Annotated in this window: 18 protein-coding genes; 14 read left to right on the top strand and 4 right to left on the bottom strand. The window is 69.5% G+C overall.

Annotation, left to right across the window (positions count from 1 at the left end):
- Nucleotides 1-129 precede the first annotated feature (129 nt).
- From ACZ6TU_RS33395 to ACZ6TU_RS33385, 3 genes are all read right to left on the bottom strand, one after another.
- On the bottom strand, nucleotides 130-1,356 hold the full coding sequence (locus tag ACZ6TU_RS33395; RefSeq protein WP_469552621.1) for a hypothetical protein: 1,227 nt from the start codon (nucleotides 1,354-1,356) through the stop codon (nucleotides 130-132).
- A 1,620-nt stretch (nucleotides 1,357-2,976) separates the two neighbouring features.
- Nucleotides 2,977-4,494: an aldehyde dehydrogenase gene (gene adh / locus ACZ6TU_RS33390; RefSeq protein WP_467678238.1), complete on the bottom strand. Its 1,518-nt coding sequence runs from the start codon at nucleotides 4,492-4,494 to the stop codon at nucleotides 2,977-2,979.
- Nucleotides 4,495-4,600: 106 nt separating this feature from the next.
- On the bottom strand, nucleotides 4,601-5,833 hold the full coding sequence (locus tag ACZ6TU_RS33385) for an AfsR/SARP family transcriptional regulator (RefSeq protein WP_469552618.1): 1,233 nt from the start codon (nucleotides 5,831-5,833) through the stop codon (nucleotides 4,601-4,603).
- 341 nt (nucleotides 5,834-6,174) lie between these two features.
- Between ACZ6TU_RS33385 and ACZ6TU_RS33380 the strand changes: the two genes are divergently transcribed.
- The gene (locus ACZ6TU_RS33380; RefSeq protein ID WP_467678242.1) at nucleotides 6,175-6,477 is read left to right on the top strand and encodes a hypothetical protein; all 303 of its coding nucleotides are present in this window, start codon (nucleotides 6,175-6,177) and stop codon (nucleotides 6,475-6,477) included.
- Here ACZ6TU_RS33380 and ACZ6TU_RS33375 read toward each other — a convergent pair.
- Complete coding sequence (locus ACZ6TU_RS33375; protein ID WP_467678654.1) at nucleotides 6,443-6,931, bottom strand: hypothetical protein; 489 nt, start codon at nucleotides 6,929-6,931, stop codon at nucleotides 6,443-6,445. The genes ACZ6TU_RS33380 and ACZ6TU_RS33375 overlap by 35 nt on opposite strands.
- 705 nt (nucleotides 6,932-7,636) lie before the next feature.
- Between ACZ6TU_RS33375 and ACZ6TU_RS33370 the strand changes: the two genes are divergently transcribed.
- From ACZ6TU_RS33370 to ACZ6TU_RS33310, 13 genes are read left to right on the top strand one after another with little or no spacing between them, the layout of a single operon-like run.
- Nucleotides 7,637-9,502 carry a phage tail sheath subtilisin-like domain-containing protein gene (locus tag ACZ6TU_RS33370; RefSeq protein WP_467678244.1) on the top strand — a complete coding sequence of 622 codons (1,866 nt, stop codon included), beginning with the start codon at nucleotides 7,637-7,639 and terminating at the stop codon, nucleotides 9,500-9,502.
- Between the two features lie 21 nt (nucleotides 9,503-9,523).
- Nucleotides 9,524-10,048, top strand: coding sequence for a phage tail protein (locus ACZ6TU_RS33365; protein ID WP_467678246.1), 525 nt, complete (start codon nucleotides 9,524-9,526; stop codon nucleotides 10,046-10,048).
- 32 nt (nucleotides 10,049-10,080) lie between these two features.
- The gene (locus ACZ6TU_RS33360; RefSeq protein ID WP_467678248.1) at nucleotides 10,081-10,860 is read left to right on the top strand and encodes a T4 family baseplate hub assembly chaperone; all 780 of its coding nucleotides are present in this window, start codon (nucleotides 10,081-10,083) and stop codon (nucleotides 10,858-10,860) included.
- The gene (locus ACZ6TU_RS33355) at nucleotides 10,853-11,599 is read left to right on the top strand and encodes a hypothetical protein (protein WP_469552616.1); all 747 of its coding nucleotides are present in this window, start codon (nucleotides 10,853-10,855) and stop codon (nucleotides 11,597-11,599) included. The genes ACZ6TU_RS33360 and ACZ6TU_RS33355 overlap by 8 nt, the downstream gene beginning before the upstream one ends.
- A gap of 33 nt (nucleotides 11,600-11,632) precedes the next feature.
- Complete coding sequence (locus ACZ6TU_RS33350) at nucleotides 11,633-12,640, top strand: Pvc16 family protein (protein ID WP_467678252.1); 1,008 nt, start codon at nucleotides 11,633-11,635, stop codon at nucleotides 12,638-12,640.
- Nucleotides 12,641-12,673: 33 nt separating this feature from the next.
- Nucleotides 12,674-14,686 carry an ATP-binding protein gene (locus tag ACZ6TU_RS33345; RefSeq protein WP_467678254.1) on the top strand — a complete coding sequence of 671 codons (2,013 nt, stop codon included), beginning with the start codon at nucleotides 12,674-12,676 and terminating at the stop codon, nucleotides 14,684-14,686.
- Entirely contained in the window at nucleotides 14,677-14,997 is a 321-nt protein-coding gene (locus ACZ6TU_RS33340) for a hypothetical protein (RefSeq protein WP_467678256.1), read from the top strand. The genes ACZ6TU_RS33345 and ACZ6TU_RS33340 overlap by 10 nt, the downstream gene beginning before the upstream one ends.
- On the top strand, nucleotides 14,994-21,794 hold the full coding sequence (locus ACZ6TU_RS33335) for an eCIS core domain-containing protein (RefSeq protein ID WP_469552615.1): 6,801 nt from the start codon (nucleotides 14,994-14,996) through the stop codon (nucleotides 21,792-21,794). Before ACZ6TU_RS33340 ends, ACZ6TU_RS33335 begins: the two co-directional genes overlap by 4 nt.
- Before the next feature lies 1 nt (nucleotide 21,795).
- The gene (locus ACZ6TU_RS33330) at nucleotides 21,796-22,500 is read left to right on the top strand and encodes a hypothetical protein (RefSeq protein ID WP_467678260.1); all 705 of its coding nucleotides are present in this window, start codon (nucleotides 21,796-21,798) and stop codon (nucleotides 22,498-22,500) included.
- A complete protein-coding gene (locus ACZ6TU_RS33325; protein ID WP_469552613.1) occupies nucleotides 22,497-23,183 on the top strand; it encodes a hypothetical protein in 687 nt (228 codons plus the stop codon). Before ACZ6TU_RS33330 ends, ACZ6TU_RS33325 begins: the two co-directional genes overlap by 4 nt.
- A gap of 12 nt (nucleotides 23,184-23,195) precedes the next feature.
- Nucleotides 23,196-23,576, top strand: coding sequence for a LysM peptidoglycan-binding domain-containing protein (locus ACZ6TU_RS33320; RefSeq protein WP_469552611.1), 381 nt, complete (start codon nucleotides 23,196-23,198; stop codon nucleotides 23,574-23,576).
- The gene (locus tag ACZ6TU_RS33315) at nucleotides 23,569-24,708 is read left to right on the top strand and encodes a phage late control D family protein (protein ID WP_469552609.1); all 1,140 of its coding nucleotides are present in this window, start codon (nucleotides 23,569-23,571) and stop codon (nucleotides 24,706-24,708) included. Before ACZ6TU_RS33320 ends, ACZ6TU_RS33315 begins: the two co-directional genes overlap by 8 nt.
- Nucleotides 24,709-24,746: 38 nt before the next feature.
- Nucleotides 24,747-25,283, top strand: coding sequence for a phage baseplate assembly protein V (locus ACZ6TU_RS33310; protein ID WP_020276139.1), 537 nt, complete (start codon nucleotides 24,747-24,749; stop codon nucleotides 25,281-25,283).
- Nucleotides 25,284-25,299 lie beyond the last annotated feature (16 nt).

Below are 25,299 nucleotides of genomic sequence, written 5' to 3'. Positions count from 1 at the left end.
GCTACGAACGCAAAGCCGAGCACTTCCTCGCCTTCACCAGCATCGCCTGCACCCTCATCTGCTACCGCCGACTCACCAAATGAGATGGTGTCTAAAACGGTTAGTACGGCGGAACCCGGGCTTGCTCGACTACTCGGTGTCAGTGGCGGCGCTCGTCGTGAGCGACGGTTGCCGAGTCGCGCCTCGGGAGCACGTTCCGCACGCGGTACGGCCTCCTCTGATGCTGGCCAGGGTGAGCGTAAGGTCCGTGCTGCACCTGCAGCGGCAGCGCCACCGGTCGGTAGTCCTCCCCGGATAGGGCTCCAACGGTTCGAACCCGGCGGCCCGCGCCTCCGCGACGGCTGTCGCGGGATCGGTTCGGCCACCGGATCGGGGGCACTTCTTGCAGCCGGTCGTTCCCGACCGGATGGAGGACAGGCGTGTCGGGACCTCGTTCCCACAGGAACAGCGGCAGCGCCAACGGTCCGTGGTACGACCGGGGTACGGCTCCAGCGGCTCGAACCCGGCCGCTCGCACTTCCGCGGACGCACGCTCGTCGGTTGCCAGATCGAGGGCACAGAACCGGCAGCCCTTCGAACCGCTGTTGACGTTGGAGTAGGTGGGGCTGGTTTCGCGACCGCATGTGGTGCAGCGGCACCGCCACGGCGTTTGGCTGCCCGGGTAGGGTTCCAGCGGTTCGAGTCCGGCCGCGCGCATGGTTTCTCCGGCCTTGGGCGCGTTCGTGGCGGCGCGTTTCGCCTGGGTCTCCTTCGCTCGGCAGATTCGACAGCGCTGGCCCGCGTTGCGGACGGCGTTGAACGTTGGACGCCCCTCGTGCCCGCAGGTCATGCAGCGTGAGGGCCAAGTCGCGTTGGTGCGGCCGGGATACGGCACGAGTGGCTCGTATCCGCAGGCCCGCATTTCGGCGGCTGCGGCCTCCGCGTTGATGAGGACCGCGGCTCGGGGGCGGGCGCCGACTCGGGGCGCGAAGGGTTCCTCTGCGCTCCGGGTTTCCTCGTCGACCATGGCCCAGACCTCGGCCGCCGTGACGCGGGTTGCGGAGCAGGTCTCTGTCCAGCCGTTCGGCATGACGTCGCTCGTGAGGAAGGGGGTGAGTCCAGCCTGACGCAGGCGGCCCAGCACGGCCTGTTCGACGTCGTAGGCGGCCGCGCCGGTGGTGTAGTCACGGGCCTGATGCAGTTGCCAACCCTGGCGTTCGTGTTGGATGAGGCGGGAGGTGTAGCCCGTGCAGGCCCCGATCCCGATCTTGACGGCTTTCCACTCCTGGTGGGTGATCACGTAGACCTTCGACGGTCCTGCCAGATCGATGCCGTGGGTGGCGCAGAACTTGCATCCGACACCAGCACGGATCTTCATGAGTGTCGGGGAGATCTCGTTGCCGCAGGTTGTGCAACGGCACCGCCACGCAGTCACCGAGGTGGCATAGGGCTCCAGCGGCTCCAGTCCAGCCGCGCGCATGGCAGCCACCGCGGTGCCCGGGTCGGTCTTTCTGCCCGCTGCCGCCCTCACATCGGCGCAGTGCCGACAGCCGCCCTGGCCCGCCAGAATGCCGCCCAGACTCGGTGATGTCTCACGCCCACAGCCGTTGCAGCGACACCGCCATGCCTTGTCTCGGCGCCCGGCGTACGGTTCGAGCGGTTCCAGGTCGGCCACACGCATGAGGGCCTCGGCTTCGTCCGCGGGCCAGCGGCGTCGGCCACCCGGGGAGGGAGGGCAGTACGGGCATGCCCGAAGGCCGCGCCTGAGGTTACTCAACCTGATCTCGACGTCTCGGCCGCACGCGAGGTGGCGACAGTGCCACAGCCTGCTCGGTCCCGGGTAGGACACCAGCGGCTCAAGGCCGAAGTCCTTCGCCTCAACTGCGGCCCGGTCGCCGTCCGTGCGGGGCAGTTCGCGGCGACGCGACCATGCCCGGCTGATGCCCTGCCCGGCGTTCTTGCGTCCGCACGGACCGCAGCCCCCTTGTCCGCCCTTGACCGACCCATGAGTGGGTGTCCCGATCGTGCCGCAGGTTGTGCAGCGGCACCGCCAGGGGGTGTCGGTCCCGGAATAGGGCTCCAACGGTTCCAGACCCGCCGACCTCATGAGCGCAGCGGCCTGGTCCGGATCAACCGGCGCGTTCGGCGCGCACCATCGGCACGGCCCCCCTCCGCGTTTGATGTACGAGTAGCGCGGCTTGACCTCCCGACCGCACGACACGTGCCGGCAGCGCCAAGGGGGTGTCGCCCCGGGATACGGCTCCAGCGGTTCCAGGCCGGCCGAGCGCATCAGCGCCACCGCCTCCTCCGGAGGAATCGGAACCGTGCCCGAGCAGTACCGGCAGCCGCCCTGCCGGCCCGCAGCAATGTTGCCCAGCCGCGGTGACACTTCTCTCCCGCACGCTTCATGGCGGCAGCGCCAGGGCTTATCACTTCCTGGATAGGGCTCCAGTGGTTCGAGCCCGGCATCCCGCAGAATCAGCACCGGATCGCGTGGATCCTTCCGCGGACGTCCCCTCGCCACCTGGTCTCCTTCTGAAGTGCCCGCTTCCGGGTGAGGATCGCACGAGGCACTGACAACGGCCTCGTTCAAGTCAGGAGCTTGGGGCGGGCTTCCTCGCGGCGGCCTCTTTGCCCGGCCTTTTCCGGGCTGTCCTCTTCGTGGTCTTCGGCAGCTCGTGTACGTCGGCAGGGCCGTTCTCGCCGCGAGGAGACTTCGCTCGCGATGCGGATTCGTTCAGGGCGGCTATGAGGTCGAAGAGCTCTCCCAGTGCTGCCGACGGTTCGGCGCTGCTTACGGGTATCGACGGATCGCTGCGCTCGTGAGCGGGCGGCTCGTGGGTTGTGTCCTTCGGGGCTCTTTGGTCCGCGAATGGTCCGGCGGGAACTCCCTTGGATGCCAGACGGTAGCTTTCAGAACCCGATTGATTACGGTAGGTATCTTTTATGACGGGTTGCCTGAAGCGCAACGACGCCTCAAGCAACCCGACTTCTGGCTCTAGAAGAAGCCAAGTTTCTGAGGGCTATAAGAACAAAGAATGTTCTTCGTCTGCTGGTAGTGGTCGAGCATCATCTTGTGGGTCTCACGGCCTATGCCGGACTTCTTGTAGCCGCCGAACGCCGCGTGTGCCGGGTACGCGTGGTAGCAGTTGGTCCACACCCGGCCGGCCTTGATCTCGCGGCCCAGGCGGTAGGCCGTGTTGCCGTCGCGGGTCCACACGCCCGCGCCGAGGCCGTACAGCGTGTCGTTGGCGATCTTCAAGGCCTCGTCGACGGAGTCGTACGTCGTCACCGAGACCACCGGGCCGAAGATCTCCTCCTGGAAGATCCGCATGTCGTTGGTGCCGCGGAAGATCGTCGGCTCGATGTAGTAGCCGCCTTCCAGGCCGGGGACCGTACGGGGGTTGCCGCCCGTGACCAGTTCGGCGCCTTCCTTCCTGCCGATGTCGAGGTAGGAGAGGATCTTCTCGTACTGGTCGTTGCTCGCCTGCGCGCCGAGCATGGTGGCCGGGTCCAGCGGGTCGCCGCCGACGATGGCCCGGGTGCGCTCGACGCAGCGGGCCATGAAGTCGTCGTAGATCGACGACGGGATCAGGGCGCGGGACGGGCACGTGCACACCTCGCCCTGGTTCAGGGCGAACATCACGAAGCCCTCGACCGCCTTGTCCAGGAAGTCGTCGTCGGCGGCCATCACGTCGGGCAGGAAGATGTTCGGGCTCTTGCCGCCCAGTTCGAGCGTGACGGGGATGATGTTCTCGCTCGCGTACTGCATGATCAGGCGGCCGGTCGTCGTCTCGCCGGTGAACGCCACCTTCGCCACGCGAGGGCTGGAGGCCAGGGGCTTGCCCGCCTCCACGCCGAAGCCGTTGACCACGTTGACCACGCCCGGCGGGAGCAGGTCGGCGATCAGGTCGATGACGTAGAGGAGGCTGACCGGGGTCTGCTCGGCCGGTTTGATGACCACGCAGTTGCCGGCGGCCAGCGCGGGGGCCAGCTTCCAGGTGGCCATGAGGATCGGGAAGTTCCACGGGATGATCTGGCCGACCACACCCAGCGGTTCGTGGAAGTGGTACGCGACGGTGTCGGCGTCGATCTCCGCGATGCTGCCCTCCTGCGCGCGGACGACACCGGCGAAGTACCGGAAGTGGTCGACGGCCAGCGGGATGTCGGCGGCCAGCGTCTCGCGGACCGGCTTGCCGTTCTCCCAGGTCTCGGCGACCGCGATCTGCTCCAGGTGCTCCTCGATGCGGTCGGCGATCCTGTTGAGGACACGCGCGCGTTCCGCGGTGGACGTGCGGCCCCACTGTTCGGCCGCCCGGTGCGCGGCGTCCAGGGCCAGGTCGACGTCGGCCGCGGAGGAGCGGGCGACCTCGCAGAAGACCTTGCCGGTCACGGGGGTCGGGTTCTGGAAGTAGCGGCCCTCGACGGGGGCGACCCAGTCGCCGTCGATGAAGTTGTCGTAGCGGCGGGCGAAGGTGACGATGCTGCCGTCCGTTCCGGGCTGCGCGTACACCATGGCGGCTCTCCTCGGTGAGATGACGGGCGGGTTACGGTTCACGCCGTCGTGACGACCTCACTGTGCTCCCGGGAGGTTGGCGCGAGGTTGGCGCCGCATTGTGCCGTCAGTCGCGCCGGGCCGTGGTCAGGCGGCCCCGCGCGATCGCGCGGCGGGTGTCGTCCCTGCCGAGCAGGCGCAGCGCGTGTTCGTGGATCTCCGCGTCGTACGGGGCCCGTTCGCCGTAGCGCAGGGCGTGTTCCGGGCGGGTGCTCGCCAGTACGGCCTCGCGTACGGCCACTTCGAGGCGGGTGCGCCACTCCTCGATACCGGGTGCCTCGGAGCGGGGGAGCAGCGGGCCGCCGTAGAGGCACAGGGCGGTGTCGGTGTCGCCCAGCTCCAGCGCGCGCAGGACGTCGGCGGCGTCGCAGGAGACCGGGATCGTCAGGGCGTAGCGGCGGGGGGAGATGCCGCCGGCGAGGGCGCGGCGCAGGTGGGAGATCTCCGCCTTGAAGGTGGACGCGGTGACCGGCCGGTCGCCGTAGAGGGCGGCGCGCAGCCGCCCCGGGGAGAAGCCGTCGGGTTCGAGTGCGAGCAGGGTGAGGATCTCCAACTGGCGGGGGCGCAGAGGCAGTGGGCGTCCCTCCCGTACGGCAGGCACGGCTTGTTCCGCGCCGAGGCAGGTGAGCCGCACCTGCCCCGGGCGGGGCTGTTCCGTGGTGAGGCGGGCCTCGATGGTGGACACCAGCGTGCGTACGGTGGACATGGCCAGGGGGTGCGAACGGTCCCAGGTGGTCGACAGGTCCAGCACGCCGAGGACGCGCCCGTCCGGGCCGTGGACCGGGGCGCAATAGCAGACCCAGCCGTGCAGGGCGGACACCAGGTGCTCGGCCGAGAAGACGGAGCTGGGACGGCCGGTGCGCAGGGCGAGGGACAGGGCGTTGGTGCCCATGGCCTGCTCGTCCCACCGGCCGCCCGGCGCGAAGTTGACACGCTCGGCCCGGCGGCGCATGGTCGGGCCGCCACAGGTCCACAGGATGGTGCCGGACTCGTCGGTGACCGCCGTGACGAACCCGGCGTCCTCGGCGATGCTGCGCAGTTCCCCGGTGAGTCCCGAGACCGGCCGGTACAGCGGTGAGGACGTCCAGCGCTGGTGAACGGGGCCGCCGTCGGTGGCCGGGGCGCTGTCCCGCCCGGGGTCCACGCTGCTCAGCGAACGCACCCAGGACTCGGTCACCTCGTGGCGCAACGCCGCGCTGCCGCCCGGCCGCGCGCCCGCGACGCTCAGCCGCGGCACCCAGCGGGACCACTCGTGCTCCAGCACGGCCCTGCGCTGCCGGAGGTCAGGGCGCTGTGACATGGCCTCTCCCTGCCGTCGTACCGGGAGGACCGGTTCCGGGCGCGGTGCCGGCCCGGTCCTCGGTCTGAGGTCAGTGTTACCGGATGCGTGCGGCCGGGGTCGAGGCGACCGTCAGAAATGCGAGCCGTGCCGGACGCCGCTGGAGTGAGCGTGTCGCCGATGACCCGGGCGGCCGTGGTTCGGCACGACCGGTCCGGGAACGACCCCGCCTGAACGGGCGACCGCCTGAGCGGATGTTTGTCCGGTGCCCGCGTGCCGCCGTACGGGTGACGGGTTCACTCGACCCGACGGACGGTGCCCGGCCCGCGTACCACGGACGCGCCGTGTCGCGTTGCCCGGGCATGGACAGCACTGAGACGGCGCGGCGCCTTCTCGGGAACGACGCCGCTCCCCGGTCGTATGCCGAACTCACCAGCGGATACGGGGGTCACCCGCCCATCTACGCGGCGCTCGTCGCCGAATGGCAGGCCAGGGGGCACGCGGTCCCGGAGCACCGTGACGGCCAGTGGGTCTCCTTCGCGGCCCCGTCCGCGAGCGAGACCTGGGCCGCCCTCACCACATGGACCGCCGGCCGGCACCCGGGGACGGCCGCCCCCGACGGCACTCGCCTCACCAGCAGTCAGCCACCGCGTGTTCCGCGCTGACCGGTGCCAGCACGGCGAGGGCCTCGGTGGCCTCCCGCAGGGCCGACTCCAGCGTGCCCGGGGCGTGCAGCGTGCCCGTGCCGTCCGGCGGGACGAGCCACTCCAGGCGCCCGGCGGACCGGTACGGCGGCGGCACGGCGACCCAGGAGCCCCGGCCGACGTGCCGGACACCGGAACCGACCCACTCGCTGACGGGGTCGGGTGGCAGGAAGAAGCCCACTCTGCGTGCCGCGCAGTCCACCAGGGTGGGACCGGGCACCTTCAAGGGGTCGTGCCACAGATAGTCCAGGGCGAGCAGGCCGAGCCGGTCGGGGACGCTGAGCACGTCCCAGTACCGCCCCGCCTCCACGAGCGCCGTCCCCGTGCCGTAGTCCCACTCCCGCTTGCACTCCTGAGGGTCCCGGGCGGCCGCGGCGAGCCACTCGACGGCTTGCTTCCACATCACGCTCTGCATGGCCACCCCAGGCACAGTCGGCCGCGCCCTGACGGGCGCACGCTGGACACGGGCCGGTGACCCGCGGAGCCCAGGGCTCCGCGTGCCGGTCCGGCAGTGGCCATGCTCGTAGATGTTTCTACGCGCAGGAAGGGGTGGCGCGGGCTGGCGTTTCGGTCGGGCATGTCCCGGTCGAAAGGGGGCACTCGAAGGTGGATCCCGTAAGGCATCGATCAACTTCGCGCGCGTCCATGCCGCCCTGTTGAAACCGGCCATCGACGGATGGACGACTGGGGGAGGACCCGGGGGGTGCGCCGGGCGGATGAGACGCCGGTGCCGGAAATGCGGGGTCTCCCAGGCATGCCCTCCGCCCGCGGACGCCGCCGCTGTGCAGGAGGTGTGGACCAGTCCACGAGGGCGCGCGGGCGGGATGTGCGGATCGCGGAATTTTGCCTTCACAAAACCTTCTACTGTGCTGGCCAGAACCTGCCTTGTTCGGTCAACTATGAACGGAGCAAGGTGGGTTGAGCACTTGAGCATCAGGAGTCACAAGCGCGCTGCTTGACCCGTGCGACCGAACCGCGCGGGTACTGACGGGGGAACTGATGAGGTGCGCGCGTGGCCACCGTCGACGGGCGGGGGCCAGGTCCTCGCGCACGGCCGCAACGTCTCTCCCTCCTCTCTTGGTGCCTTCATCCGGTGCCCGAGACAGGGATAGGAGGGGGAATGCCGATGAGTGCAGTGAGCGCCGCCAAGCCGACGTATCCCGGCGTCTACGTCGAAGAGCTTCCCAGCAGCACCCGCACCATCTCGACCCTGACCACTTCGGTGACCGCCTTCGTGGGCCACACCCGGCGCGGTCCGCTGAACGAGCCGGTCCGCGTCACCAGCTTCACCGAGTTCGAGCGCCGCTTCGGGGGGTTGAGCGCCCAGAGCGCCGTCGGCTACGCCGTTCACCAGTTCTTCGGCAACGGCGGCACCGTCGCCGTGATCGTCCGCGTCGCCAAGGCCGGCAGCGGCAAGGCCGCCGGCGTCACCCTGGAGTCCACCGAGGGCCACAGCGAGTGCGACGTCCTCAAGGTGCACGCCAAGGAACCCGGCGTGTGGGGCAACGGCCTGCGCGTCGCCGTCGACTACGACACGACCTGCCCCGACGAGACCTTCAACCTGCGCGTCCATGACGCCAAGGGCGAGGCCCGCGAGAGCTTCACCGGCCTGTCCACCGACCCGTCCCACGGCCGGTACGTGCAGACCGTCGTCAACGCCGGCTCCCGGCTGATCCGCGTCGAGGTCGTCGGCGAGGGCCGCCCCGACCCGTCCGGCACCGTCTCCAAGCCGTTCGGGCACGAACTGCCCGACCTCGCCGTGGACCTCACGGTCAAGATCGGCGACGTCGAGCGGGAGTTCACGCTCTACGACCCCGACTGCGACGGCGAGGCCCCGCACTCCGTCGCCGAGCTGGCGCTGCTGCTGGAGCGCAAGCTGCGCGCCCTGCCCGACGCGCCCGGCAAGCACGCCTTCGCGGGCGCCGAGGTCACCGCCTTCGGCCGGCGTATCCAGGTCGTCGCGGGCTCTACCGACCCCGAGGACGTCGTCCGCTTCCTCGGCGAGTGCGCCAACGACCTGGGCCTGGAGGCCTCGGTCAACCCGCCCGTCTTCCCGCTGGAAGGCGGCGAGGACGGCGAGGCGCCCGGACCGCGCGACCTCATCGGCTCCGAGGCCGACAAGTCCGGCATCCAGGCGCTGCGCGGCGTCGCCGACGTCAACCTCCTCGTGCTGCCCGAACTCGCGGCGTACGAGAAGACGGAGGACGCCGTCACCGTCGTCTCGGCCGCCCAGCGGCTGTGCCAGGAGAGGCGGATCTTCCTGCTGGTCGACGCGCCGAGCACCTGGGTGAGCGTCGACACCGCCCGGGCCGGGCTCGCCGCCTTCGACGCCGTGCGCGGCAACCACGCGGGCCTGTACTTCCCGCACCTCCAGCTCACCGACCCCCTCACGGGCCGGCTGCGCTCCTTCCCGCCGTCCGGCGCGGTCGCGGGCGTCATCGCCCGTACGGACTCCGAGCGCGGCGTGTGGAAGGCCCCGGCCGGCACCGAGGCCCGGCTCGCCGGCGTGCGCTCGCTCACGGTCAACCTGACCGACCGCGAGACCGGCCTGCTCAACCCGCTCGGCGTCAACTGCCTGCGCACCTTCCCGGTCACCGGCCCGGTGGTCTGGGGAGCGCGCACGCTGGAGGGCTCCGACGCCCTCGACAGCGAGTGGAAGTACGTGCCGGTGCGGCGACTCGCCCTGCACGTCGAGGAGAGCCTTCAGCGAGGCCTCCAGTGGGTGGTGTTCGAGCCCAACGACGAGAACCTGTGGCAGCAGATCCGGCTCGCCGCCTCCTCGTACCTGCACACCCTCTTCCGCCAGGGCGCCTTCAAAGGCGGTACGCCCCGCGACGCCTACTTCGTCAAGTGCGACAGCGACACCACGACCGCCGAGGACATCGAGAACGGCATCGTCAACGTCCTGGTCGGCATCGCGCCGGTCCGCCCGGCCGAGTTCGTGATCGTCAAGATTCAGCAGACGTCCGGGCAGTTCGCGCTCTAAGGAATCCCTGAGGACATTTCGATGGCAGAGTTCACGGTCAACGCCCATCGTTTCGACCCGTACAAGAACTTCAAGTTCCTGGTCCTGTGGGACGGTCGGACGGTCGCCGGCATCAGCAAGATCAGTCCGCTGAAGCGGACCACCGAGGTCGTCAAGCACCGGCACGGTGGCGACCCCTCGTCCCCGCGCAAGTCGCCGGGCCGCTCCGAGTTCGAGGGCATCACCCTGGAGCGCGGCGTCACGCACGACCCCGAGTTCGACCGCTGGGCCAACAAGGTCTGGCAGGTCGGCGCGGGCCTCGGCTCCGAGGTGTCCCTCGCCGACTTCCGTAAGGACATCGTGATCCAGGTCCTCAACGAGGCCGGCCAGGTCGCCGTCTCGCACAAGCTGTACCGGACCTGGCCCAGCGAGTACCAGGTCCTCGGCGAACTGGACGCCAACGCCAACGCGGTGGCCATCCAGTCGCTGAAGCTCGAGTGCGAGGGCTGGGAGCGGGACTACGAGGTGCCCGAGCCGGAGGAGCCGTCGTTCATCAACCCAGCCTGATATAGGGGGAGTTGAGGAAGCGGGGGGAGAACATGGCGATCACCGGGGCGGCCGAGCTGCTGGCCACCTGGGAGGCGGGCCTCGCCGAGGCACCGAACGGGCGCGCCCTGCTGCTGCACCGCACGGCCCGCCCGGACGCCGACGCAGCGAGCCTGCCGGTACTGCCGGTGGGGGAGCGCGAGGCCGACCTGTTCGCGCTGCGCCGGGCCCTGTTCGGGGAGCGGATGCAGGTACGGCTCGCGTGCTCGGCGTGCGGGGAGGACATGGAGTTCGACCTGGACGCCGGGGAGTTCGCTCGGTCGCTGGGCGGGCGGGGCGGTCCGGTCGACCGGCAGGGAGGTGCGGTGGACGAGGGCGACTCGTCCGCCGGGTCCGTCGTGCGGGTGCGGCAGGACGGCTGGGACGTCGAGTTCCGGCTGCCTGGGGTCGCCGACCTGACGGCGGCGGCCCGGGCGGCCGACCCGCGCAGGGCCCTGCTCGCCCGGTGCCTGGTCTCGGCGCTGCGCGACGGGGCGGCCGTGGCCGCCGGTGACCTGCCCGTCCCGGTCCAGCGCCGGATCGCCGAGGCCGTCGAGGCCGCCGACCCCGGGGCGGACGTGACGCTCAACGTCGCCTGCCCTGGGTGCGGCGAGGCCACCCGGGCCGAACTCGACATCGCCTCCTATCTGTGGACCGAACTGGACGCCTGGGCCCGGGACCTGCTGCTCGACGTCCATCTGCTCGCCACCTCCTACGGCTGGAGCGAGCCGGAGATCCTGGCGCTCAGCCCGCTGCGGCGCCGTTACTACCTGGAGCTGTGTGCGGATGTCTGACGCCGAAGGGGCGCCGGTTCCCGACTTCCTCGACCGGCTGATCGCCCGGCACGCTCCGGCCGCTGTCGCCGGTCCGCGTGCGGGTGTGGTGCGGGTACGGCCCCGACTGCCGGGCCCGTTCGAGCGGGTGGACGCGGTCCGCGGCACCGCGCCGGAGCCGGACGACGGCTCCGACCTGCTGTGGCCCTCCGCCACACCGTCCGCCGTACGCCCGGGGGAGGCGCCGCGTCCGACGGCTGCCGCGCCCCGGACCCATACGGAACGGGAGCGGACCGTCGTACACACCGAACGCGCGCCCGCGGATCCGGCACCGCGGCCCGCCTCGAGGGCACTGCCCGAGGCGCCGCTGCTGCGCCCCGTCGCGCCCGTCGCCGCGGAGCAGCGGCCGGCGCCCGACGCCGCGCACCGGGCGGCGGGCCGTGGGCGCACGGAGCGGGGCGCACCCCAGAGCACGGCGTCCGTGCCCATCCCCCCGGGCACGGACGCCGTATCCCCCGCTGCCGCCTCGGCCGCGCGGCCCAGCGCCGCAGACACCGCGGCGGCACGGGACGCCGTACGGCAGGCAGCGGCGCGGCGGCCCTCTCGGGCGCCCGAGCAGGTGGTCCAGGTGCAGATCGGGCGGCTGGAGGTGACGGCGGGACCGTCGCCGTCCGGCGGCGCCCGGCAGCGTACGTCGTCGAGGGAGCGGCCGGGCGTGACCTTGAGCCTGGCCGACTATCTGGCGCGGGGGCGGGAGTGACATGACGGATCGAGGAACCGAGGAACCGACTTCATGAGCAACGCACTCGCCATCGCCCATGTCACCCAGGCCCTCGCCCTGCTGCTCGCGTCCAACGTGGGCCCGGAGTTCGACGAGGCCGTGAAGGTGGAGCCGCACAAGCCGCCGACGGAGCCGCCGGACTACCCCACCCTCAACGTGTTCCTCTACCAGGTCACGCCCAACACGTCGATGCGCAACAACGACCTGCCGACCCGGGCGTCCGACGGCACGCTGGTGAAGCGGCCGGCCGCCGCGCTGGACCTGCACTACCTCATCAGTGCGTACGGCGACGAGACGACCCTGGTCGGGCAGCGGCTCATCGGCTCCGTGGTGCGAACCCTGCACGAGACACCGATTCTGCCGAAGGACGTCATCGAAGAGACCGGTCAACTCCCGCACCTGGCGGGCAGCGATCTCGCGGAGGCGGCGCAGCGGGTGCGGTTCACGCCCACGGTGATGGACATCGACGAGACGTCGAAGCTGTGGGGGATGCTTCACCAGACGCCGTACGCCCTGTCGGTGGTCTACCAGGCGGCCCTCGTCTTCATCGAGGGCCGCGAGACGCCGGTGCCGGCGAAACCGGTGGAGCGGCTCACGGCGCGGGTGCTGCCGTTCGGGGCGCCCGGGGCACCGGTGCCGCCGGGCAGCCGGGCGGAGGCGCCGCGGGACAGTGAGAGCGGCGCGCCGGCTCCCGAGCCCGTTCCCGCAGAGAGCGGGACTTCGGGAGAAGCGCACGTCCGGGAGCCGCGTGATAAGGCGCCCGCCAAGTCGGTTGCGAAGGTGCCTGCGAAGGCTGCGGCCAAGGCGCCCGCGAAATCCGCGGCCAAGGCGCCCGCGAAGGCTTCGGCCAAGGCACCTGCCCGCGCCCGAAAGGATGTGCAGGCCAGCAAGGCGGCGCAGACGGCCGGGCCCGCGCGTGGCGCGGCCAAGAACACGGGTGCCGCGCCTTCTTCGGACTCCTCGTCGGAATCGTCGCCGGGCTCCTCTTCGACGAGGGGCTCCGAGGGCGCGGAGAGCTGAGGCGGCATGGGGACAACGGGGGCAGGCGAGGACATGGGGACACCCCGGACGGGCATGGCGGGCGCACCGGGCGGCAGCCCGACGCTGACCGCGGAGATCCGGCGCGTCCTGGCCCGTGTCGACAACCACGCGGCGCGCGCGGCCGGACCTGGCACGGCCGAAACGGGCACGGCATCGAAGTCCGGCGACGGCACCCCCGGTCGTGACACAGCCGTCGATCACGTACACGACCCGGCGGCCCCCGCGACCGCCCCCCTCGACACGCTCGTCACCTGCTTCGGTCTCTCGGCCTTCGAACGGGACCTCGTACTCCTCACCGCCGCCTTCGAGCTGGACCCCACGACCGCCGCCCGTTGCGCCGCCGCGAGCGGTGACCCGGAGCGGGCGTACCCCACCTTCTCGCTCGCCCTGGCCGCCCTCGCCGAACCGCACTGGAGCGCCCTGACCCCCGTGGCACCGCTGCGGCGCTGGCGCATCGTCGAGCTGGACGACGCGTCGCGCCTGACGCTGTCCCGGCTGCGGCTCGACGAACGCATCCTGCACTTCCTGCTCGGCTCGCCCTACCTGGACGCCCGGCTGCACGGCCAGCTGCGCCGCACTCCGGTGCCTGACGAACTGCCACCGTCGTACGACCTGGCCGCGAGCCGGGTCGCCGCCGGCTGGACCACCGCCGCGCGCCCGGATGCGCCGCTGCTCGTCGAGGTGGTCGGCGGCGATCTGCGCAGCCGGGCCGAGATCGCCGCCGCGGCGGCCGCGCGGTCCGGGCTCGGGCTGTACGCGATGAGCGCCGAGGACATCCCCACGGACGCGGCGGAGCGCGACCGGCTCGCCCGTCTGTGGCAGCGCGAGGCGATCCTGCTGCCCGCCGTGCTGCTGGTGGAGGTCGGCGAGCTGGACCGCGACCAGCACGCGGCCACCGACGCGTTCCTGACCGGGGCCGCTGTTCCCGTCGTCGTGTCGAGCGGCGATCCCCGGCACTCGGACCGACCGCACGGCGAGCGGGTGACCGTGCCGCGCCTGGACGACGAGGAGCAACTCGGTCTGTGGGTAGGCGCGTTCCGGGACGTCGTCGACATCGGCGAGAGCGAACTGCGATCGCTGGTCGCCCAGTTCGAGCTGCCGCCGCACGTCGTACGTTCCGCCGCTGCCGCCGTACGCCGTGATCTGCCCGGCGAGGACGAACTCGACGCCGCTGGGCTCGCCTGGCGGGCCGGGCTGAACGAGGCCCGGATCGGGATGGATGAACTGGGCCGCCGTATCGAGCCCGAGGCGGGCTGGGGCGATCTCGTCCTGCACGACCGGCAGACGAGCGTGCTGCGGGAGATCGTCGCGCATGTGCGGCAGCGGGCCACCGTCCACCAGGAGTGGGGGTTCGCGGCGACGCTGCGGCGCGGCCTCGGCGTCACCGCCCTGTTCGCGGGCGGCTCCGGCACGGGCAAGACCCTGGCCGCCGAGGTCATGGCCAAGGAGCTGGGCCTGGATCTCTTCATCATCGACTTGTCGCAGGTGGTCAGCAAGTACATCGGCGAGACGGAGAAGAACCTCCGCAAGGTCTTCGACGCCGCCGAACGAGGCGGCGCGCTCCTGCTCTTCGACGAGGCCGACGCGCTCTTCGGCAAGCGCAGCGAGGTCAAGGACAGCCACGACCGGTACGCCAACCTCGAAGTCAGCTACCTGCTGATGCGGATGGAGGCCTACCGGGGTCTCGCCATCCTCACCACCAACATGAAGAAGGCCCTGGACACGGCTTTCATGCGTCGCATCCGCTTCGTCGTCGACTTCCCCTTCCCGGCGGAGCACGAGCGCGCGGAGATCTGGCGCCGGGTACTGCCGCCGCAGACCCCGACGAAGGGCATCGATCCGGAACTCCTCGCCCAACTCACCGTCGCGGGCGGCTCGATCCGCAACATCGCCCTGTCCGGCGCGTTCCTCGCCGCCGAGGAGGGCGACCGGCTGCAGATGCGGCACATGCTCGCCGCGGCCCGCACCGAATACCTCAAGCTGGAACGCTCCTTGACACCGGGGGAGGTCCGCGGATGGGTGTGAACAGGCCCCATCGGCAGAGCGCGGCCGGTCGTCCCGAGCCGCGCGAGATCCGCGTCGACATCGGCGAGCTGGTCCTGGACGGCTTCGGCTCGTCCGTGGACCCAGGGCGCGTATCGGCGTCGTTCGAGCGGGAGTTGACCCGTCTCGTGCGGGAACACGGGGTGCCGCTGGCCGCGGACGGCGCCGTGTCGGTGGACGGGGTGTCGGGCCTGCCCCCGATGCCCGCCGGGTTGTCCGCGCGCCGCCTCGGCCAGGAGCTGGCCCGCGCGGTGCACGCGGGACTTTCGGGCCGTGGGGAGGTGACGCGATGACGACCTCCGCCTCCCAGGACTCCCAGGCGGCCGAGCAGGCCGCCGCCGAGCGCCGCCGCAAACGCAAGGAGCGCGCGGCGAAGAACCGCGCGCCCGAGTCGAAGAACATCGTCAGCGGAGCCGGGCAGCCACTGGACGCCGGTGTGCGCCGGGAACTGGAGGAGCAGCTCGGCCACGATTTGGGCTCCGTACGCCTGCACACCGACCGCGACGCGAGCGCTCTCACCGGCATGCTGGGTGCGGACGCGGTGGCGGTGGGCCGGGACATCTTCTTCGGCGAGGGCCAGTACCAGCCGGGCACGCAGCAGGGCCGCGCCCTGCTCGCGCACGAGCTGCTGCACACGATCCAACACCCCTTCGCCAGCGGCACGTTGGCTGCGGGCCGCGACCTGGGCCAGGTCAGCGCGCCGCACGAGGCGGCCGAGCGCGCCGCCGAGGATGCCGCCCAGGCCGTGGCGCGCGGCGAGCAGACACCGGAGGTCGCCCCGGAGGCCAGCACTCCGGCGTGGATGCGCTACACCACCGTCGACGCCGACCGCAATCGGCTCGAGCACCTCGATCCCGCCACGCTCGTCGACCGCCTCGCCAACACGGTCATCCGGTCGCTCCGTACCGACCCGACGGACAGCGCGCAGCGTGTCCGCGCCTCCCTGGCCCCGCTCTCGGAGGAGCTTCAGGAGCGCGTACTGGATCGCCTGGAGCACCGGCTGCTCAGCTCCGAGCACGACTTCGTGGTGGACCTCGTCACGGAGATCGACGAGGACGGCCGGGCGGAGAGCGAGGCCACCGCCCGGCAGCGCGGCCTCCTCGCTCCCGAGATCGAGGAGGACACCGCAGAGGAGGTACGGGCGGAGCGGGAGAAGGAGCAGGAGGCCGCCCAGGAGGAGCAGCAGCGCACCGAGCGGCCGGGGCCCGCTCCCGGCCCGGAGAAGCAGTCCGTGGACGGGGCAGGGGACACCGCTCCCGCCGCGGGCAGTACGCCGGAGAACGCGGGCGGCACGATCCCGCAGGGTGGGACTCCGGGCGCGGACGCCGGGAAGGCGGAGGACGACAAGGAGTCCGACCCGCGGACGGGTGGGGACGCCTCCAGCCCCAAGGGGGACGGGGAGCAGCCCACTTCGCCGGCCGCGCAGTCGGAGCAGAAGCCGGCGCAGCAGGTGGCCGGGGCCGGCGGGAAGGCCGGTGCGCAGGCCCCCGGGAAGCAGGACGCGAAGTCCGGCGCGGAGAAGAGCGGACAGCAGGGGCAGCAGCAGGACAAGGGGGACAAGGGAAAGCAGGGCGGCGGGAAGGACGGCGACCGGGCCGGGGCGAAGCAGGCCGAGGAGCAGGCCAAGAAGGAAGCCGGCCAGGACGAGGCGGCGGGCCCGCGCACCGACGCCGAGGACGAGGCCGCCGCCAAGGCTCGCGAGAGCGCCGCCGCGGCCGAGGCGGCCAAGAAGGACGAGGCCGGTCGCGACGAGGGCAGTCCCCAGGTCGCGGGCAGGGACGAGGGGTTCCCCGGCCGTGCCAGCACGCTGGACGAGGCCCGCGCCCAGGACCAGGAGGGCGAGGAGGAGCGGGAGGAGCCCGCCGTCCAGGGCGGCGACTCCGAGGTGGAGGTCGGCGGCGGGGAGCAGAGCGCCTGGGACATCAAGCTCAGGCCGGAGGACTTCCTTCCCGAGCAGGACCTCGACGTGTCGAACGTGCCGACCTCCGACCAGATCGACGAGTCCGCCGGGAACTCCGCCCCGCCCACCCCCTCCTTCTCAGCCCCGCCGCCGACCAGGGCCGAAAAGGTGCAGGCACAGCGTGAGCAGGAGGACGAGGAGGACGCCGAGCGCGAGGCGGCGGCGGAGAAGGACGACCCGGGCACCGACGACTCCCCGCCCGTGCCGGGCGCCGAGGAGGAGGCGGCGGAGCAGTCGCGTCGTACGGAGAGCGAGCTCGACCCCGAGGAGAAGAACGAGCCGAAGCCCGCCCCGGGCGTCGCCTCCAAGGACCCCAAACAGGGCGACGACCCCAAGGCCGGCCCGGCCGCGGCCGAGGCCAACGTTCAGGAGGCCAAGGACCGTTCGAAGGAGACGGGCGGCGATACGGCCGAGAAGGCTGCCAAGGAGGAGAAGGGCACGCCCGCTGCGGGCGGGCCCGGCGACAAGTCCTCGGGCGGCGGCGAGAAGGGCTCCGCGCAGGCCCGCTCCGACACCTCGGCCGCCGCGTCCCCGTCGGACACGGCCACGAAGGGAGCCGAGGGGGAGAAGGCGGCTTCCGACGAGGGCGCCACGGGCGCGGCGAAGGCCGAGGAGTCCCCCGGTCCGCAGGAGTCGAAGGGGCCCAAGGACCAGGTCGCGAGCGGCACTTCGGAGGGGTCCACGTCCGGTGGCGGGACGACCGACTCCGGCAGCTCGGCCGATACCGGCGCGACACCGTCGTCCGGCTCGACCTCCAGCCAGTCTCCGGGCAGCGACAACTCCGGCTCGAACACGGAGAGTTCAGGCGAGCGTACGGAGTCCCGCTCTTCCTCCCGTACGGAGAAGCCGAGCCCGAGGGCCCAGGAACCGCGGACGGAGAAGCCGAAGGAGCAGGCCCGGCAGCCGGAGAGCAGGGCGGAGACCAAGGCCGAGTCCGGGGGCGGGGACGACTCCGGCACCCGGGCGGCTCCCGCGCCGGCGCGCGGTGGGGGCGGCGGTGGCGGCGCCTCGAAGGGCGGCTCCACGGGTGGGGGCAAGGCCTCCGCGGCCAAGGGGAAGAAGGCGCCCAAGGCGGCGCCGGACCTCTCCGGTGGCTCCCCTGAGGAGGGCCTTGCCGCCGCGTCGAACCTCAAGCCGCACCAGGCCGTCGAGGCGATGGACAGCGTCGGCGGCGCCGTGGACAAGGACGTCGGCAAGGAACACAAGCAGCTGGCGTCCAAGCCGCCCGCCATGGACCGTCCCACCGGCGCCCCGAAGACCCTGCACGGCAAGCCGGACGCCGAGGAAGCGGCGCAGTACAACGAGGACAAGGCCGAGCGCGCAGAGGACGCCAAGGACGAGAAGGCCGAGGTCAAGGGCGAGAAGAAGCCTGAAGGCAAGATCGACGCCGAGGAGATGGAGGAGCCGGACTTCTTCGACCAGATCGGGATGATGGCCGGCTACGCCATCGGTGGGATCGGCGACTGGCTCGGCTTCGATGTGACGGCGGAGGACCTGGCCGCCCAGTTCGCCGGCATGCCCACCAAGGACGAGGCCATGAAGGAGGCGCAGAACGGCACCGCGCCGGGCGTCGACATGCAGGGCCAGGCCGACGACAAGGCCACGGAGCAGGGCGGCAACACCGACGACAAGAGCCAGGAGGCCGCCGAGACCGGCGCCGACGACGCCGGTCGCAAGATGGGCGAGGACCAGGTCTACCCGGACGCGCCGAAGGAACGGCTCGAAGGGAAGGTGCCGGCCGAGCAGGGCGGCAAGTCTCGCGTCGGCGGAGGGGGTGCGGGCACCGGTGCCGTACCACCGGAAGCGGCCTCGGAAGTGGCCGAGCACGAGCGCAAGCCGCAGTTCAAGAAGGCTCTCAGCGACGGCCGCCAGGACATGGGCAAGGGCCGGGAGAAGAAGAACCAGGACACCCGCACGTCCCAGGAGAAGCACAAGCGGCAGGTCGACAAGGAAGTCCAGTCCAACACCAAGGAGCAGACGGGCAAGCGCGAGGGCGTCCTGACGGACGTGGACAAGCAGCGCTCCGACTGGACCAAGGAGCAGGACGAAGAGCTGAAGAAGCTCGGCACGAAGAAGTCCGACCGCGAGAAGAAGATCCGCGACGACGTCAAGAAGGAAGAGGAGGACACCGACAAGGACGTCGACAAGGAGAAGGAGACCAGCGACAAGGACATCAAGGACAAGGGCACCAAGGCCGAGGAGGACGCGGAGAAGAAGAAGGACGAGAAGGTCGACGACTCCAAGGGCTGGCTGTCGAAGACGCTCGACTGGATCAAAGAGAAGTTCATCGAGCTGCGGGACAAGGTCGTCCAGATCATCAAGGACGCCCGTAACGCGATCATCGAGGAACTGAAAAGCTTCAAGGAGACGGTCGAGGGCTGGATCAACGCGGCCCGCGAGGGCATCGTCGAGATGATCAAGCAGTTCATCGAGGACCTGATCGAGTTCGTCACGTCCTTGGTGGAAGCGGTCATCGAAATCGCCCGCCGTATCCGCAAGTTCATCACGGACCTGATCAACGCGGCGCTCGCGTTCGTCACCCAGCTCGCCAACGCGCTGAAGCAGATCATGAAGGATCTGCTGGAGTCCATCGCGAAACTTCTCAGTGACATCCTGAACGTCCTGAAGAAGATGCTCCTCGACGTCCTGAAGGCCTGCAAGGACGCGTTGAAGGCGGTCCTCGACTTCGCGACGAAGTTCATCGCCGCTTTCGGCGAGTTCATGATGATCCTCGTCGACATCCTCTCCGACCCCGGCGGCTGGCTGAGCGGCGCGAAGAACTCCGCGTACGACGGCGCGAAGAACCACCTCTTCAACGAGGTCAAGAGCGCGGTCAAGCAGTGGTTCAACGACAAGGTCAAGGAGATCACCGGCCTGACCGAAGCCGTCTGGAACAAGCTGATGAAGGGCGGCTGGACCCTAGAGAAGATCGCCAAGGAGGTGTGGGACGCGATCGTCCCCCAACTCCCGTTCATCATCGGCGAGATCGTCATCACCAAGGTCCTGGCGAAGCTGATCCCCGGCGCCGGCTGGGGCGCGGCCATCCTGGAGGCGATCCAGGCCGCGATCGGCTCACTGGGCGAGATCCTCAAGGCCATCGGCGCGGTCATCACCTGGCTGAAGTCCGTACGCCAGGGCGGGGCGGGGGTCCTGTTCGCCAAGGCGATCGCGGCGGGCATCGTGGTTCTGCTGGAGATGGCCTACGAGTTGATCCTCAGCGGGATCGGCAAGTACGTGTCGAAGGTGGGCACGCGGTTGAAGGGCGTGGCCGCGAAGATCGGCAAGGACACGGGCGGGGACAAGGGGAAGGACGGCGGGGGCGACCCGCCGGCTTCCAACAAGGACAAGCCCTCGTCGACTCCCGAAAAGACGCAGACGCCCCCGGCCAAGGTCACGCCCCCGACGAAGCCCAAGGACACGGGCGGCCCCGGAAAGCCGAAGGACCAGGGCGCTCCGGCCAAGCCCAAGGACCAGGGCGCGCCTGCCAAGCCGAAGGACAAGGACGCACCGGGCAAGCCCCAGGACAAGAAGCCGGCGACGACGAAGCCCGGGAAGCCGAAGGACAAGGACACCGACGCCCCGTCCCTCAAGCTGACGAACCCCAAGGCCCCCACGAACAAGCCCGGCAAGGACAACGGCAAGCCCGACGACAAGAAGAACAACACCCCGAGCGACACGTCCACGAAGCCGACGCCCCCGACGTCCAAGGACAAGAACGGCAATCCGAAGGACAAGGACCAGCAGCCGGACAAGGACAAGCAGGACACCAAGCCGACGCAGGACCCGAAGCCCAAGGACGGCAAGGGCAACTCGGACAAGCCCAAGGAAAATGACCCTCCGGGCAAACCGAAGGACCAGGAATCCAACAAGCCGAAGGACACGGACAAGGGCAAGGACGGCAAGCCGAAGAACGAAAAGGACAAGCAAAAAAGAAACGACGAAAATAAGTCGAAGACTGACCCGAAGCAAGAAAAGAGGGACAAGCGGAAGGAAGAAGAGGATAAGGACAAGGAAGATCGCTTGAGGAAGATTCTCGCGAAGATCCGGCCACGCGATCAAAAACTCCTGGACAAGGGGTTGGCGGAGTCGAATCACATATCGGTCCTCGCGGAGTTCAAGGACTATTACCGCTTGACCGGGCTTTACAAGACGGGGGACGAAAGTTTCGGAGTGCGAGGGACGCTCAACCCTGCGGCGATGAGCGGCATTCACGGGGTGAACACGCCAGCGAATCAGGACCGCACTCGCCCCGAACAATTTCCCTCGCCGGATATATCCCCCGGTACAGTCGACGACAAGCTCACCCGCGTGGACTACGACAAGGTGCAGAACACCGGGTCGAATATTTCCAGTAAGTCCATGGAAGGGAAATTCCTCGACAGTACGATGAAGAAGAAGGGCCAGGTTCCGGACAAAAGCAGAAAGCAGCCGCTGGGGTGGGAGTACATTGCCAACAATGGCCTCGGGAAGGGTGCGGAGTGGGTCAAGATGCACCTCCTGCCGGGTGGGAGTTCGAAGGGTCTTGGCGGGCACAACGGGGCGAATAACCTTGTGCCGGCGCGAGGGCACCGCACGAACGACTTGTTCCACCGAGAAATCGAGAAGTGGGCGCACGACTCCATCATCGGTAAGTCGGAGCAGGAGAGAGGAAGTGGGAAGAACGCCAAGCACAGGATGATCTGGTACAAAGCCGAGGCGGACTTCAACCACTCCGACTTCCCCGGATTCCCCGATCGAATCAGCGCTTCTTACGGCGGATACATAAAGAAACGGCCAGAGCTCACGGGAAAATTGCCCGAGCACTGGGAACCCAAAACATCCCACACCTACGAGGCCACTGGAATTCCTCAGCCGGACCCGGACGAGAGACACAGCATTCACATCAACTCTGCGGGAGAGAAGATTCTCGGAGATCGGCTCAAAATATCGAATCGGAGTGCGCGACACATAGCCGGGACGTTCGAGAAGTCGGAGACGAAGGTCAAAAAGCCTACCTACACGAACCTCGGCTCGGTCAGAAAATACCTTCGGGAGCAGCAGCGGGCGAACAAGAAGCCCTCGGACAAAATAATCGACGAAATAATGCGGCAACTGGCGAAAAAGAAGCAAGAAATCGACTGGCGAGTATGACATGAAGGATCGCGAAAGGGCTGCCATGCAAGACGCCGACGACCTGGAAAGGCGATGCCTTCGAGCGGTGCGGGAACTGGGGGAGGAGGCGAACGTCCGGATCGAGTACGAGTACGTCTCCCCTTCGGCCGCAACGTCTGAAGAGGTGGACCTTGCCCTTCGCGAACTCGACGCAAACGGGCGGCTGCACTTGGAATCCGCACTTCACCACCAATTCTTCGTTCCTCGGGAAGTTCACGTCCTGTGGGAGAGCGAAGGCCATCCGACACTTAGCGGGGAGTTTCAGCTTCACAGCACAGTGGATTCAGCAAGCCATCCGGAGTACGTGCCGAGGGATGTCAACCTGAAGCCTCGCCGTCAAAAGATCCTCTCCGAACTTCGCGCCATCGATTCTTTGTCGCAAAGCGGAATGGGTGCGGTGGCAGGCGTGCGGCTGGCTGCTGAACCACCCTTCGAGATGTGGTACTACAGCAAGACTGAGCGCATGTTTCAGAAACTGAATCTGAGCCCCAGCGGCTATCTGGAAACCGTGTTGGCAACCAAAGGCACTACAGGTTGGCAGTACCTGTTCGCTGACGTCGACTTCAAGGATTCCTGGCTGGAGGAAGTCGGCAGCAACCTCCAAACGATGCTGGAGACGTTTCCCACGCTCTTCCCCGAATATGACTACGAGCCGCTCCGTGCACGCCTGGAGGCCCGCCTGTGACCCGCTACGCCAACATCCCCAAACCCATCCGTTCCGGAATAGTCCTGGTCGACCCCGAACTGGGCGTCCCCCAACGCATCATCGTCCTCCAGTTCAACCCCGACACCCTGGAACGCAGCCTCTCGCCCCAGTCCGCAGGAGGCAGCGGCGATTCCGGTGGAGGAGGCAGCGGCAACGGGGACAGAAACGAAGCGCTCCGCCTCAAGGGCCCCGCCCAGGAGACCTGGAAGTTCACCGCCGAGATCGACGCAACCGACCAGTTCGAGATCGCCGCACCCGACGGCATCCACCCCCAACTGGCCGTGCTCGAAATGCTCGTGCAGCCGACCTCCGCCCAACTCCGGGAAGCCAGCAGGCAATCGAAGAAGGGGACCATCGAGATCAGCCCGATCGAGATGCCGCTCACCCTCTTCACCTGGGGCAGCAAGCGCGTCATGCCCGTCCGGCTCACCGAACTGTCCATCAACGAGTCCGCGTTCGATGTGAATCTGAACCCGATCCGGGCCTCGCTCAGCATCGGACTCAAGGTGCTCACCGTCAGCGATCTGCCGATGGGGCACCCGGGCGCCGAGTTGTACTACGCGCATCTCGCGCAGAAGGAGCGCCTCGCCGCCGCCGCGCGCACCGCGGGGATCGGGTCGCTGGGGCTCGGCTCCGGTGGCATCGGCGTGGGAAGGGGCTGAGGAGCGAACGCCATGGCTGAGATCGAGCCGTACGAGAACGCGCTTGACGCGATACCGGGAGCCCACCCGTACCCCCGGACAAGCCGGTACCACGACGCCGAGATCGGCGTTCACCGGCTGCCGGACGGGACCGAAGTCCGGTACACCAAGCGGCGGTTGCTTCCTCCGCTGGAGGAAACAGGCGACGACACGCAGACCCACACCGTCCGCACCGGTGAGCGCCCCGATCTGCTCGGGCAGCGCTACTTCGGCGACCCGGCGCAGTGGTGGCAGATCGCCGACGCCAACCCGGTACTGGATCCGCGGGAGCTCACCGACGAACCCGGTCGCGAGGTCGACGTGCCGCTCGCCGGGCACTTCCCGCAGGCGCCGCAGGGAGTCCGGCGTGGCTGAACTGCCCGTGGGGCGCGGCCCCGTTCACATCACCCTGCACATGGGGCCGAAGCTGGCCAAGCCCGTGCCCGCGGAGGTCGCCGAGGCACTCCTCTCAGCCCAGATCACCGCCACCGCGGGCGAGCGCTCCGGCTTCCAGCTCGCCTTCGACCTCACCAAGAACGGGCTCATCAGCCGCACCCTCCTGCCCGAGGGCTTCTTCGACCCGAAGACGCGGCTCATCGTGACCGTCACCGTCCGCGGCACCCCCGAGGTGCTCTTCGACGGGCTCGTCGTGCGCCAGGAAGTCGGGGCCAGCAACCAGCCGGGGCACTCCACACTCACCGTCACCGGCGAGGATCTGAGCCTCCTCATGGACCTCGAGGAGCGCACCGACCGCTACCCCAACCTCCCTCCCTCCCAGCGCGTCCTGGCCATCCTGCGCCGCTACTCCGACTACGGCATCCGGCCCGACGTGTACACCGAGAAGATCGCCCAGCCCCCGCACCAGGACCTCCGCGTCCACTACCAGACGGGCACCGACCTCCAGTACATCAACGAGCTCGCCCGGGCCAACGGCTACACCTTCTACCTGGAGCCCGGCCCCAACCCCGGTCAGTCCTTCGCCCGTTGGGGGCCCGAAGTGCGCCTCGGCATCCGCCAGCACGCCCTCAACGTCAACATGGACGCCAACTCCACCGTCGACCAGCTCACGTTCGCCTACGACGGGACGGCCCGCGAGGAGCCGCAGGCCCGCTGGCAGGACCCCGGCACCCGGCAGTCCACCCTCCTGCCCCAACCGCCGATCAGTCCGTTGCGCCCGCCGCTCGGCAAGCGACCCACCCCGGCTCTCAAGCGCAAGACCCTCTCCGGCACCGCCAAGCACCAGCGTGAACAGGCCGAGGCCGAACTGTTCGCCCGGGCCGCCGTGTCCGCCGACGTCATCTCCGGTTCCGGTTCGCTCGACGTGAACCGGCACGGCTACATCCTCCAGCCGCGCCAGCTGGTCGGCGTGCGCGGCTCGGGCCGTACGTACGACGGCGACTACTACGTCAAGTCCGTCACGCACAACCTGCGTCCGGGCTCCTTCCGGCAGAACTTCACGCTCTCCCGAGAGGGACTCGAAGCACGCAGCGCCTACGTCAGGCCCTGACCCACCCGAACCGAACATCACGACCAGGAGCAGTACACATGGCGGCACCCGGCAATCGCTACCTCGGCAAGTTCCGCGGCCGAGTCGTGGACAACAACGATCCGCTGCACATCGGCCGCATCACCGTCGAGGTCCCGGACGTCCTGGGCGACGAGCCGTCGACCTGGGCGCTGCCCTGTCTGCCGTTCACGGGGCCGCAGGCCGGGCAGTTCGTGGTGCCGTCGCCCGGCGCCGGTGTGTGGGTCGAGTTCGAGCAGGGCGACCCCAGCTTCCCGGTGTGGACGGGGTGTTGGTACGGGGAACAGGCCGAGCTGCCGCCCGACGCCCGCCGGCTCGTCCAGCCGGCGTCCCAGGCCAAGCCCGTCGTGGTCCAGACACCAGAGGCACACAAGATCGTGATGAGCGATCCGCCCGGCACCGACCAGGGGATCCTGCTCCAGGCCCAGGGCGGGGCGTACATCCGCATCACCAAGGAAGCCATCGTGATCTCCAACGGCCTGGGCGCGGAAATCACCCTGCGCGGTGACCAGGTGGACGTGAACGAGGGCCAGTTGACCGTCGCGTCCAAGCGATAGGAACGGGGGAACGAAG

This window comes from Streptomyces sp. NPDC052064, from assembly GCF_055585925.1.
The sequence above is the reverse complement of the archived record's forward strand: the minus strand, read 5'-3'. Positions and strand labels throughout refer to the sequence as shown.

Coding starts and splice junctions, on each gene's coding strand:
- ACZ6TU_RS33375 (WP_467678654.1), bottom strand. CDS start 6,931: ATGCAGAGCGTGATGTGGAAGCAAGCCGTCGAGTGGCTCGCCGCGGCC.
- ACZ6TU_RS33310 (WP_020276139.1), top strand. CDS start 24,747: ATGGCGGCACCCGGCAATCGCTACCTCGGCAAGTTCCGCGGCCGAGTC.
- ACZ6TU_RS33370 (WP_467678244.1), top strand. CDS start 7,637: ATGCCGATGAGTGCAGTGAGCGCCGCCAAGCCGACGTATCCCGGCGTC.
- ACZ6TU_RS33320 (WP_469552611.1), top strand. CDS start 23,196: ATGGCTGAGATCGAGCCGTACGAGAACGCGCTTGACGCGATACCGGGA.
- ACZ6TU_RS33345 (WP_467678254.1), top strand. CDS start 12,674: ATGGGGACACCCCGGACGGGCATGGCGGGCGCACCGGGCGGCAGCCCG.
- ACZ6TU_RS33360 (WP_467678248.1), top strand. CDS start 10,081: ATGGCGATCACCGGGGCGGCCGAGCTGCTGGCCACCTGGGAGGCGGGC.
- ACZ6TU_RS33395 (WP_469552621.1), bottom strand. CDS start 1,356: ATGAAGATCCGTGCTGGTGTCGGATGCAAGTTCTGCGCCACCCACGGC.
- ACZ6TU_RS33355 (WP_469552616.1), top strand. CDS start 10,853: ATGTCTGACGCCGAAGGGGCGCCGGTTCCCGACTTCCTCGACCGGCTG.
- ACZ6TU_RS33365 (WP_467678246.1), top strand. CDS start 9,524: ATGGCAGAGTTCACGGTCAACGCCCATCGTTTCGACCCGTACAAGAAC.
- ACZ6TU_RS33380 (WP_467678242.1), top strand. CDS start 6,175: ATGGACAGCACTGAGACGGCGCGGCGCCTTCTCGGGAACGACGCCGCT.
- ACZ6TU_RS33350 (WP_467678252.1), top strand. CDS start 11,633: ATGAGCAACGCACTCGCCATCGCCCATGTCACCCAGGCCCTCGCCCTG.
- ACZ6TU_RS33340 (WP_467678256.1), top strand. CDS start 14,677: ATGGGTGTGAACAGGCCCCATCGGCAGAGCGCGGCCGGTCGTCCCGAG.
- adh (WP_467678238.1), bottom strand. CDS start 4,494: ATGGTGTACGCGCAGCCCGGAACGGACGGCAGCATCGTCACCTTCGCC.
- ACZ6TU_RS33335 (WP_469552615.1), top strand. CDS start 14,994: ATGACGACCTCCGCCTCCCAGGACTCCCAGGCGGCCGAGCAGGCCGCC.
- ACZ6TU_RS33330 (WP_467678260.1), top strand. CDS start 21,796: ATGAAGGATCGCGAAAGGGCTGCCATGCAAGACGCCGACGACCTGGAA.
- ACZ6TU_RS33385 (WP_469552618.1), bottom strand. CDS start 5,833: ATGTCACAGCGCCCTGACCTCCGGCAGCGCAGGGCCGTGCTGGAGCAC.